This is a genomic window from Helcococcus sp. KG196 (assembly GCF_046035495.1).
GTDB lineage: Bacteria > Bacillota > Clostridia > Tissierellales > Peptoniphilaceae > Helcococcus > Helcococcus ovis.
Genome location: NZ_JBFNFI010000001.1, coordinates 202,071 through 214,448 on the forward strand (window position 1 = coordinate 202,071; position 12,378 = coordinate 214,448).

Below are 12,378 nucleotides of genomic sequence, written 5' to 3' on the forward strand. Positions count from 1 at the left end.
TCCTATGCTTTATGTCCACCAATAGATTTATTTCTTTCGATTAATGTAGAACTCTCTTCTAAATTTATTGCCTTTAAAATTGCATTTTTACCAAATTTATTTTTTATATCAATTGCCGTTTTTTGTAAATTTTCTTCTTTTGATATTAATTTTTTTTCAATGTCTATACTATTTACCTGCAATTCAAAGCTATCTTCAGACAAAAAATTAATCTGAACATCTTCATTATTTTTAATATCATCAAAAGATTTTAAATCATCTGCTGAAATATTAAATTTTCTGATCGTTAAGCTTTTATTAACTTTTTCTTTATATACTTCTAAAACTTTTTTTATCATTAATCTTGTAGATCTGGTGTATTTACCTAATTTAACTGAAAATCTACAATTAAATGGTTTTTTTCTTCCATATCGATCTATTGAAATGACACCTTTATATCCTTTTTCTATATTTTCTATATCGTATTCGATATTTATAGTAAGATGATTAGTTGTAAAATTTTGTTCTATTAAATTTATAGAAATTAAATCCAACATTTCTTTAATAATTATTATACTTTCTTGATAAGTGTACGGTCTGGTCATAACTTGTCCCATAGATATACTTCTATGTTCTGGTTTATATGATTTTATATCCTTTATTGTTACAGGTTCATATCCCCAAGCATGATCTACTAGTAATTCAGCATTTATCCCAAACGTATCAAATAATAATTTTATATTATGGAATTCATTTTCTGCCCCTAATGAACATTTTGCTATATCTCCCATAGTAAACAATCCAATATTTTTCAATCTATTTGCATATCCTACACCTATTCTCCAAAAATCGGTTATAGGTTTATGGTGCCACAAATATTTTCTATATGAATATTCATCAAGTTCAGCAATCCTTACTCCATCATTATCTGCATCTATATGCTTCGCTCTTATATCCATAGCAACCTTTGCAAGATATAAATTACTACCTATTCCCGCAGTTGCAGTTATTCCGGTAGATTTTAATATATCTAATATTATTGTTTTAGCAAATTCTCTTGGTGTTTTTTTTGAATATTTTAAATAATTTGTTACATCTAAAAAAACTTCGTCTATTGAGTAAACATGAATATCCTCTTCAGCAATATATTTCAAATATATTTCAAATATTTTAGTGCTATATTCTATATAATAAGCCATTCTTGGTGGCGCTGCTATATAATCTATGCTTAGATATGGATTAATCCTTAATTCTCGATCATCTACAGATTTATCAACAAAATTTCTCCAATTTATATTTTTTTTTCGTAATCTATTAGCTTCCCTTACTTTTTGAACTACTTCAAACATTCTTGCTCTACCAGATAATCCTAATTTTTTTAAAGAAGGTGTCACAGCCAAACATATTGTCTTTTCAGTTTTTGTTGAATCAGCCACTACTAAATTTGTAGTTAATGGATCCAATCCTCTTTCTACACACTCCACCGAGGCATAAAAAGATTTTAAATCTATCGCTATATAAACTTTTTGTTTCATTTTTATCTCCACCTTCATTTTACAATATTTTAAACCAAAAATCAAACATTTGTTCGTTTAGTTGCTAAAATATAAGCTATATGGTTATTTTGCAAACCCTATAGCTTAGTTTATTTCTATTCTTCTATTGTTATTTTTTCTATAACGACATCTTTAATAGGTTTATCAGATGAATTTCTCTCTACTTTTGAGATCTTTTCAGCTACATCCATTCCTTTAACTACATGACCAAAAACAGTATGCTTTGCATCTAAATGAGGTGTCCCTCCCAAATTTTTATAAGCATCAATTACAGAATCTGGGAATCCTCCTTTTTCTCCCAATTTTTTCATTTGTCCGACTAAATTATCATTTATATTATTTTTAGCCGTTACTATAAAAAATTGAGAACCGTTTGTATTTGGGCCAGCATTCGCCATTGATAAGGCGCCATAGAAGTTTCTGTAATTTACATCAAATTCATCTTCAAAAGATTTTTTCCAAATGCTTTCTCCACCTCTACCTGTTCCTGTAGGATCTCCACCTTGTATCATAAATCCTTCGATAACTCTATGGAAAATTATTCCTTCATAATATCCATCTTTAGCATGTTTTACAAAATTTTCTACAGCTTTTGGGGCAACTTTAGGAAATAATATCAATTCCATTTCTCCCATATTTGTTTTAATTTTAGCTTTTATATTACCTTCTTGATATCCTTCTACTTGATTTAACACTTTAGTATCTCCTTTTTTTAATTCAGATTTAGTTTTTTCAGATTTTGTTTCAAAATTTTTATTTTCTACTTTTTTCGTACAGCCCACCATAAATATTAGACATAATAATAAAATTAATATTTTTTTCAATTTTCCCTCCATTCTTCAATATGTAAATTATAACATAAAAATAGTTGAAAATAATACATAATTATCTTCAACTATAAGTTAAATTATTTATCTAATTTTGATATTTCATCTTTTTTACTTTTAACAACATGTGTTACAAACCAAATAAAAAATAATACAAATACAAATGCTACTGGATAAGATATTTGATATCCTGTAAATCCAAATCTAGAATCTAAAGAAAATCCTAAATCCGCATGTAATATATATGATGATACAATAAATGTATAAAATGCTCCAGGTATCAATGCTATTAAATATTTTTTGCCTTTTATTTTTAGATAAACTGATATTAATAACAATGCAAACACTGCCGTAAATTGATTCATAAATCCAAAGTATCTCCACAATAAATTAAAGCCATTTTTATCAGTTTTAGCAAAAATTAAAATCGCTATAGCAGGTATAAAAATTGCTATAGATAACATTATTCTCTTAATTGGTGATTTTTGGTCAATTGAAAATTGTTCAGCAATCATAAGTCTCAATGATCTAAATGCTGTATCTCCACTTGTTATAGGTAAAATTATAATTGCAGCTACTGCAAATATGCCGCCTATAGTTCCCATAAATCTTGTAGAAATATTACCAACCATTAATGTAGCAGGAATACCTACGTTGTTTAATTCATTATAAACAACCATAGCTCCGGCAGCCCAACACATAGCAATAAATCCTTCACCTATCATCATATTATAAAATGTTTCTCTACCTTCTCTTTCATTTGTTACTGTCCTAGAAATCAAAGTTGCTTGAGACCCATGGAATCCTGATAATATACCACAAGATACAGTTATGAAAAATACAGGAATTATTGATTGACCTAATGGGTGTTTTGATAAAAATGTTCCACCATTTATTTGATTTAATGAGCCCGCCCCTGTAAATATAATACCAAAAAATATTCCTATAGCTGATAATAATAACATTGCTCCAAATAAAGGATATATCTTTCCTATAATTTTATCAATTGGAAATAAAGTTGCTAAAATATAATAGCCTAAAATAACAGCATATACTACATAAATAGTACTAGAATTTACATCCATATGTAGCAAATCTTTTACGATTAAATCGCCTGGTGTATATATAAATACAACTCCTACTAATAAAAGTAAAACCCAATTAACAAAATTATATACTTTATTTGTTCCTTTACCTATGTATTTTTGAATAAGCTTAGGCACCTGAGCTCCTTTATTTCTCATTGAAATCATACCGATAAAATAATCATGCATGGCTCCAGCTAATACGCATCCCAATGGAATTGTAATAAAAGCAATCGGTCCAAATAATATCCCTTGAATCGGTCCTAATACAGGTCCTGTACCTGCAATGTTCAATAATTCAACAAGTTCATTTTTCCATTTTTTCATTCCAACATAATCAACTCCATCAGCTTCAGTAACAGCTGGAGTTTTTCTATCATCAGGTCCGAAAACTTTTTCACAATATTTTCCATATAAATAGCCTCCTAAACCTAAAATGATTAATCCAATAATAAAAAGAATCATATAAGTCCTCCGTAATTAAAATTATATAAATATAATACTACGTTTTCATGACTTATTTTTTTCTTTTTTTTCTCTAATTTTTCTTTTTTTTAAAATAAAAAAGAAAGTTAATAAATTTAACTTTCTCTTAAAAAATTTATTTCTCAATTTTATTTTCAAAATTGTGAGAAACAAAAATATATAATAAAATAGAAACAACGAAATTAATTGCTAAAGATAAATATTTAGTCAAATAGAATTCATTACCTGTTGCTAACCCAGTATACATATTTATGGATGTTGTTTGATTTGTAATTGATAAAGGACTAAATACTATAACCATTATAAAAGTATATATAATAACAAATATTATATAATATAGAATCCACATTGAAGAATCTCTTTTTCTTCTTCCTATTCTATAATCAACAATCACAGATACATACATTAATAATATAGTAAATATACTATTAACTAACCATGAAATTGAAAAATACAAAATAACATTTAAAGATATCCCTTGTAAGCCTTTATAAAATGCATTTGAATTCAAAAATTCACTAATTCGCATCCAAAATTCATCAACCTTTATTACCCCCGGAATCATAACCCATATAATATAACCTAATAAAACATTAACTGTTATTGTAACAATAGGCAATACAATCAGCCAAAATAAAGCTATTAGTATCTTAGACCCTATTATTTGATATCCTGATTTTGGTATTGAAAATGTTATATATCCTTGCCCGTAGTATACATCTTTTTTTAATATATTTGCCAAAGTTATATAATACATAAAACCTGTAACAATAATTAATACTGTCCCTACAAATACAAATAATCCTGAAACAGTTGCGATAAGCCCCATTGGACCTGTATGAGCTATATTAGATAATGAATATCTAGCAACTCCACTAAGAATTACTTGCAAAATAAGAGATACTAATAAAATTATTCCTATTTGTTGAAAAACTTTTTTTCTACTATTTCTAAATTCATATTTTAATAATTTTCCCATAGAATCCTCCTAATAAACCAAAACTCCATAAATATCCTTAAAAATCTCCGCTATAGTCTTACCTTTTTCTTCTCTTAATTGTTCCGCATTTCCTTCTAAAATCTTTTTTCCTTTTGATAAAAATACAACATCATCAAACAATGATTCCATTTCATCAACTAAATGAGTTGTAATTACTAATATTCTATCTTTTTCTACATTCTTTAATATTGCATTTAAAATCACATCTCTAGATACTAAATCTACTCCAGATATTGGTTCGTCTATAACATAAATCTTAGCATCTCTAGATAATATCAAGGTCAAATGAAATTTTTCATTCATTCCTTTAGATAATTCAGAAATTCTGGCATTTTGATCCAATTTCATAAACTCTATAAGTTCATCAAATTTATTTTCATTAAAATCATCAAAGAAATTCTTCCATAAACTTTTAGCTTCCAAAATTGTATAATCATCAGGTATAAAAGGCATATCTGGTAAATAAGAAACCATTGATTTAGTCTTTGGTCCAATTTTTTCATTAAAAATTGTAATTTCTCCACTTGTAGGTTTCAAATATCCATTCAACAATTTTAAGAATGTAGTTTTTCCAGAACCATTTGGCCCTAAAATACCGATAACTTTACCATTTTGAATCTCTAAGTCAAGTCCATCTAACCCTAAAGTTCCACCTTTATATTTTTTTGAAACATTTGAAAATTTTATCATAACTTCTCCTTTATTTTTTCAATTATCTCCTCTTTTGAAAATGAAATATTCGACATTTTATTAATAAATTCATCAATTTGTAACTCTAAATATTTACATTTAAATTTATTAATTTCGACAATATCTTCATTTACAAAATATCCCACTCCTCTTTTACTAAAAATATATCCACTTCTTTCTAATTCAGAATATGCCTTTTGAACAGTATTTGGATTTACAACCTTCTTTTCAGCATATCCTCTAATTGAAGGAAGCTTTTCACCTGATTTGAATTTCCCACTAATAATACTCTGTTCTATATCTTCAATTAATTGAGTATATATAGGTCTATCTTTTTCAAATTTCATATTACCCCCTTTACCTCTGTATTAATTATATAATACAGAAATGCAGTGAAAATGTCAATACTTTTGTAAAAACATTAGAATAAATTTATATTTCAAGTCTAAATTTAGAATCTAAAATAAAAAATAATTAGAATTTTTTACTCTTATTTTTGATATTATCGTCTTTACAACTTTTCAGATTAAAATGTTAATTTTCCTATTAATAAAACTTCTCAGCAATTATAATTTTTAATATATATTATTAAACGTGATTTTCTGGTAATTCTTTTTGTAATCATGGTACTGTTGCAAAATATCATTTTATGTATCCAGATTATAGGTAGTAGTTTTAGCTCTTTACACTAGATTTCAACATCTAGTGCTTGTTTTTGGTATAATATTAATATGAAAAACAAAAATAATATACCATGCTTAAATTTTAATTTAAATCACGGGACAAATTCAATTTCTAAAGTATATAAATGTTTTGATTAAAACTTCAATTAAAAAGAAAAAGCTATTGCAAAATAACATTTTTAGTTATTTTGAAACAGCCCCATGATTAATACATTATACAAATAATCATAAAATTTTTTCTAAAAATTCCTTAACTCTTTCATTTTCAGAATTTTCAAAAAATTTCTTTACTTCCTTAGTGTCTTCAATGATTTTTCCATTCTCTACAAAAATAATTCTATTAGCAACTTTTTTTGCAAATCCCATTTCATGAGTTACTACCGCCATGGTCATACCATCTTTAGCTAAATGTTCCATTAAGTCTAAAACTTCTCCTACTTTTTCAGGATCTAATGCAGACGTAGGCTCATCAAATAATATAAGATCCGGATTCATCATTAATGCACGTATTATAGCTATTCTTTGTTTTTGGCCTCCTGATAATTCATTAGGAAAAGATTCTTTTTTATCCTTTAATCCTATCATATCAAGTAGTTCCAAAGCTTTTTTATTAGCTTCTTTTTCTGAAATATGCTTTAATGTAACTGGTGCTAAGGTTAAATTTTTTAATATTGTTAAATGTGAAAAAAGATTAAAATTTTGAAAAACCATTCCTACTTTTTCTCTAAATTGATTAATATCTGTATCTTTACTTATTTTATTTCCATCTAAGTAAATTTGTCCTTCATCCGGAATCTCTAAAAGATTCATAGTTCTAAGTAATGTAGACTTCCCAGATCCGGAAGGTCCGATTATTACAACTATTTCTCCCTTATTAATTTCAAAACTAACATTATCTAAAACTTTTGAATTAAAAGTTTTGCTTATATTTTTAATCTCTAACATAGTTAAATTTCCCTTCTAATTTCTTAAATCCAATTTCAAAAACTTTTACCAATATATAATAAATTAATGCAGTTGTAAAATATGGAATATATGCTGTAAATTTATTACTAATTATAATGTTTGCTCCTCTTGTAAGTTCAAGTAACCCTATTGCCCCTGCAATAGATGTTTCTTTTAATAAAGTTATACATTCATTACCTAATACCGGCAAACTTATTATTAAAGACTGTGGTAATATAATTTTTCTAAATGTTTGAGAAAAATTCATACCCAAAGCTCTTGCAGCCTCGATTTCTCCCTTTTTAACCGACTTAAATGCACCTCTAAAAATCTCAGAAACATATGCTGAAGAATTTATTCCAAATGTAAGAACTGCAACAACTTCTAAGTTTTTAACCGATGAAAGAATTATATTAAACATTATCAAAAGTTGAATCATTGTAGGAGTTCCTCTTATTATAGATACAAATATTGACACTACTCTATTTAACACTATCAATATAATTCCTTTTACTGAATCAAATTTAGGATTTAATTCAGTATAATATAGTTTAATAACAGAAATTAACAAACCTAGTGTTATTCCTAGTATCAATGAAAAAAATGTAACTATTAATGTAATTTTCAATCCTTCAGCAAGATATTTCCACATGCCATCCTCAAATAAAACATTTTTAACTTTTTCCACAAAAGGCAAAATCTCCGCTTTATTGCTTTCACTATTAATATATTTTTTTGTTATTTTATCAATAATTCCATCATCTTGTAGTTCTTTGATTGCTTTATTTACCTTATCTAACAAATATTTGTTACTTTTATTAATAGCAATTGCATATTCTTCTTCAACATATGGTGCTTCAATTTTTTTCAAAGCACTATCATTTGACAAGTAATTTCTTCCTGTTTGTTGATCTATCATAATAGCATCAATTTTGCCATTTTTCATCGCCAAAATTGCATCCGAAATTTTATCAAAAGATTGTACATTTTTTTCTCCAAAATCATCTTTTGCGTAAATATCTCCCGTTGTCCCTAATTGAGTCCCTATTTTTTTATCTTTCAAATCTTCAATTTTTTCTAATCTAGAATTTGAATTTAATAAAACTATTTGAGTACTTTTCGCATAAGGTACGGAAAAATTTATTGACTTTAATCTTTCTTTCGTTATTGTCATACCTGCCATTCCAATATGAGCTTTACCACTTTCAATAGATGAAATAATTGTATTAAATTCCATATCAACTATATTTAATTTTAAGTTAAGTTTTTCAGCAATTTTATTTGCTATTTCCATGTCAATTCCTACAATTTTTCCATCCTTAATGAATTCATACGGTGGAAATGTTGCATTTGTTGCAACTGTAAGTGTATCCTTATTTGTTTCCTGTGCAAACACATTAGAACCATTTATAAAAATTATAAATGCTACTAAAATATTTATTAGTGTTTTTTTCATCTTATCCTCCCAAAATTTAAAATAAAAAATGAGCATTATCCTTAATAGGACGAAGCTCATTAACATTCGTGGTACCACCCATTTTCACTTATTTTTCACAAAATAAATCTCATCAAGTAACTATCATTACTCTTCGCTATAACGGGCTACCCGAATATGCCTACATATCAACATATTAGTTCAGAGGCTCTTTTCATTATAAATTAGACCATCTCCTCACACCATACAAGACTCGCTTTGGCTTACAATATAACTACTCTTCTCTTCAAAACATTTAATATTTTTAGTATAATATCAAACTAAGTTGCACTTGTCAATATAAATATTTTTTTTATATAATAAAAATAAAAAAATGAGGTATATATGAAAAAACAAGTATATATTTTTTTGTTACTTATTTTAATTTTATTTAGCAACACTACATTTGCTACGAATAATAAAATACCAAATAATCAGCAAAAACAAGTAAATGGGATACAAAAAAATATTTCAAAATTTTATAAAGCGAAAATTGAGAAAATCGAAAAATACAATAAAGGTAAAGATAAATTTGAAAAATATAATTTAGTTATTTTAGATGGAAATTTATCAGGGAAAAATATCGAAATAAACAAATTAATTCTACAAAACGCACAATTTCAAATAGAATATAAGGCCGGTCAAACAGTAATAATATTTCAAAATGAAGTAAATTCGGAATTTGTATTATATGATCATTACAGAATGACATGGGTCTATTATCTTTTAATTTTATTTGTATTTATAGTAATATTAATCGCTCAAAAAGCTGGTCTTAAATCATTAATAACAATGTTTATTTCTATAGCTATGATATTAACTTTAATATATTTAATAACATTAGGATATTCTCCTATTAAAGCAACTATAATTACATCAATTATAAACACAATCATCACACTATTAATTATTGGAAAATTTGCAAAAAAAACTTTTGCAGCTATCTTAGCAACAATATTTGGTATATTTATTTCATACTTGATTGCAAGTATATTTGGACCAAATGCACATATCACAGGTTTGTCCAATGAAAACGCAGTAATGATGCAATTTTTACCGGTTCCAATATCCGCAGAAAAAGTTTTATATTCAAGTATGATTATTGGAGCATTGGGAGCAATTATGGACGTAGCAATGAGTACAGCATCATCAATCGAAGAAATAAGCAAAGCAGATCCTGGAATAACATTCTGGAATTTATTCAAATCAGGAATGAATGTAGGTAAAGATATAATCGGAACAATGTCAAACACACTTGTTTTAGCATATTTCGCCTCAGCATTACCACTATCAATTTTAATATTTTCATACAATTCACATATGCCATTTTTCTATAATATGGATATATTTATAACTGAATTTGTAAGAATATTTGCCGGAAGCATAGGACTTGTATTAGTTATACCTTTTTCATGTTTTATTGCTACAGCTTTATATAAAAGGAAATAATGTTTTGAATATTGGAGCTGTTGCAAAATAACTAAAAATGTTATTTTATAATAGCTTTTTCTTTTTAATTGAAATTTCAATAATTTGATATAATATATTTTTAATCTACTTTCTAAAAAATATCCAAATTATTTGATTTTTGGGTACAAAAAACTAAGGTAGCTAATTTTTATTTTTTTTACTATGCTACTTTTTCTTCAACTGATATATATCTTGTAGGATTAAAATCTTTATTTAGAATTTTATATGTTAATGTATTTAAATTCATTGCTATAGCCATTAAATTCATTTCACTTAAAATGTTTTTAAGACCTTTATGTTTGAATCTACTATATTTTAGTCCTTCTTTTAATTTTGAAAATGCTCCTTCCGCTTGAACTGAACGATTAACTCTTTCGTTAATTCCTTCATTTGAAGTTATATTTTCTAATGATTTTAATCTATATTTTTCAAAAATTTCAGTAAACCATATTGATTTAGTTTTTGTACCATTTAAATTCCAATCAAAACATTTATATACTTTAGAAATTGAAATATATCCACTTTTTTTAACTTTTTTTCTATCTTTTATCCTTAGAAAAATTTTCCCTTCCTCAGTTTTATATTGATCTAAATCTTTATCATAAATTAAATTTTCTCTAAATTCTTGTTTTTTCTTATATTTTCTTATTTTTGATATCTCATAATTACTAGGTTTTATGAATGCTCTTAATTTTTTTTCATCTAAAAACACATAATTTTCTTCACTTTCATAACCAGCATCACATACAATTTTATCCATTTTATTTTTATATATTGGATAAAGTTTATTTATTAAAAGAGGTAATGTATACATATCAGAAGGATGGTGAGAACCATAAATTCCTAAAATGAAGTTTCCACTTGTTGCAAATTGTATATTATATGCTGGTTTTAATTGTCCATTTAACATATGATCATCTTTCATTCTCATAAAAGTTGCATCATGATCGGTTTTTGAATAACTATTTCTTTCTCCAATAATTTCCAAATGCTTATTGTATTCTAAAAATTTAGTTAGATACTGATCAATTAATTCAAATTTTTTTTGTGTATCTGTTTTTCTTTTTCCTTTTCCATGTACAATTACTATATTTTCTGATTCAATTTTTTTTGAAAGTTTTTTATTCTCATTTTCTAAAAACTTAATTAAAGAGTTTTCTTCGATAGTTTCATCAAGATTGAAATATTTAATTACTTTTTTTATTAACTTATCCTTAAATTTAATAACCGCCTTTTTCCATACAAAAGTGTATTTATTAGCATTTGCTTCAATTTTTGTTCCGTCAATGTAAATACTAGAAGCATCTAAAAGCTTATTATCAATTAAAAACTTATTATTTTTTTCTAATATTTTTTCTACAAAAGGTTCTAATTTTTGTCTAAATCTATTGATAGTAGAATGATCCGGAGATTTTTGTCCTTGAAGTAAATACAAAATTCTAAGATCATATTTACACATTTTCTCTATTTCTCTTGATGATTTGATGGCTTCTGAATAACAATAGATTAAAATCTGAAACATTGAAATTGGGTCTATTACTGGTTTTCTCCCTTTTTGAGAGTAAGCATTTTTTATTAAATCTAAGTTTAATTCCTTTACTAAATTTTGCAAAACCATTAATTTAGCATCATTTTCAACCACAACATCAGTATTAAAATCCATTTTAACTTGAATTTGTCCATGATTTAAATTAAAATTTAAGCATGGTATATTATTTTTACTTTTCATATTAATATTATACCAAAAACAAGCCCTAGATGTTGAAATCTAGGGCTTGTTTTATGTTTTTATTAAATTTTTGTAATTTAAAGGCTATTTTTTATTTTGCAACAGTCCCTTTTTTTCATTTAGCTCTTTCGCTAGTGCCATTTTTTAATTTTCCCCAAAAATTCTGCCCTAGCCTTTTTCCAATTCTTTCTTTTGATGGGGCTATTTCTTAATTTTCAAACAAACTTCTGCCCCTTCTTTTTCCCATTTCCTTATTTTGCTAGGGCCATTTTTCTTTACTTTTTTACGTTCTAGCCCCAGCATATCTTATTTTCTTCATTTCGATAGGGCCATTTTTTAATTTTCCCCAAAAATTCTGCCCTTGCCTTTTTCCAATTCTTTCTTTTGATGGGGCTATTTCTATGGAAATTACTAAGAACATTACCAAAGCCTTTTTCGAAGCCATTAATAAACT

General features: G+C 26.2%; 11 protein-coding genes and 1 other annotated feature. Of the genes, 1 reads left to right on the top strand and 10 read right to left on the bottom strand.

Annotated elements, in window-relative coordinates:
* Window positions 1-2: 2 nt before the first annotated feature.
* The 8 genes from ABGF45_RS00985 to ABGF45_RS01020 all read right to left on the bottom strand — a co-directional run bounded on the left by ABGF45_RS00985 (window position 3) and on the right by ABGF45_RS01020 (window position 8,707).
* Window positions 3-1,514, bottom strand: coding sequence for a DNA methylase (locus ABGF45_RS00985; RefSeq protein ID WP_134711381.1), 1,512 nt, complete (start codon window positions 1,512-1,514; stop codon window positions 3-5).
* 116 nt (window positions 1,515-1,630) lie between these two features.
* Window positions 1,631-2,170 (bottom strand): peptidylprolyl isomerase, encoded by a 540-nt coding sequence (locus tag ABGF45_RS00990; protein WP_245151242.1) that lies wholly within the window; start codon window positions 2,168-2,170, stop codon window positions 1,631-1,633.
* A 272-nt stretch (window positions 2,171-2,442) separates the two neighbouring features.
* Window positions 2,443-3,912, bottom strand: a complete 1,470-nt coding sequence (locus ABGF45_RS00995) for a carbon starvation protein A (RefSeq protein ID WP_134711379.1) — start codon at window positions 3,910-3,912, stop codon at window positions 2,443-2,445.
* A gap of 136 nt (window positions 3,913-4,048) precedes the next feature.
* Window positions 4,049-4,912, bottom strand: coding sequence for a hypothetical protein (locus tag ABGF45_RS01000; protein ID WP_134711378.1), 864 nt, complete (start codon window positions 4,910-4,912; stop codon window positions 4,049-4,051).
* A gap of 9 nt (window positions 4,913-4,921) precedes the next feature.
* On the bottom strand, window positions 4,922-5,623 hold the full coding sequence (locus tag ABGF45_RS01005; protein ID WP_134711377.1) for an ABC transporter ATP-binding protein: 702 nt from the start codon (window positions 5,621-5,623) through the stop codon (window positions 4,922-4,924).
* A complete protein-coding gene (locus ABGF45_RS01010) occupies window positions 5,620-5,970 on the bottom strand; it encodes a GntR family transcriptional regulator (protein WP_134711376.1) in 351 nt (116 codons plus the stop codon). Before ABGF45_RS01010 ends, ABGF45_RS01005 begins: the two co-directional genes overlap by 4 nt.
* 561 nt (window positions 5,971-6,531) lie before the next feature.
* Complete coding sequence (locus ABGF45_RS01015; RefSeq protein WP_134711375.1) at window positions 6,532-7,251, bottom strand: amino acid ABC transporter ATP-binding protein; 720 nt, start codon at window positions 7,249-7,251, stop codon at window positions 6,532-6,534.
* Entirely contained in the window at window positions 7,238-8,707 is a 1,470-nt protein-coding gene (locus ABGF45_RS01020) for an ABC transporter permease subunit (protein WP_167554126.1), read from the bottom strand. Before ABGF45_RS01020 ends, ABGF45_RS01015 begins: the two co-directional genes overlap by 14 nt.
* Before the next feature lie 42 nt (window positions 8,708-8,749).
* Window positions 8,750-8,985 (bottom strand) — a binding site (T-box leader).
* Between the two features lie 85 nt (window positions 8,986-9,070).
* Here ABGF45_RS01020 and ABGF45_RS01025 point away from each other — a divergent pair.
* A complete protein-coding gene (locus ABGF45_RS01025; RefSeq protein WP_134743973.1) occupies window positions 9,071-10,174 on the top strand; it encodes a YibE/F family protein in 1,104 nt (367 codons plus the stop codon).
* Window positions 10,175-10,355: 181 nt separating this feature from the next.
* On the opposite strand, the gene ABGF45_RS01030 is transcribed toward ABGF45_RS01025, so the two are convergent.
* Both ABGF45_RS01030 and ABGF45_RS01035 read right to left on the bottom strand, forming a co-directional pair.
* Window positions 10,356-11,924 (bottom strand): transposase, encoded by a 1,569-nt coding sequence (locus ABGF45_RS01030; RefSeq protein ID WP_134743974.1) that lies wholly within the window; start codon window positions 11,922-11,924, stop codon window positions 10,356-10,358.
* A 283-nt stretch (window positions 11,925-12,207) separates the two neighbouring features.
* Window positions 12,208-12,369: a hypothetical protein gene (locus tag ABGF45_RS01035; RefSeq protein ID WP_167554132.1), complete on the bottom strand. Its 162-nt coding sequence runs from the start codon at window positions 12,367-12,369 to the stop codon at window positions 12,208-12,210.
* Window positions 12,370-12,378: the final 9 nt, after the last annotated feature.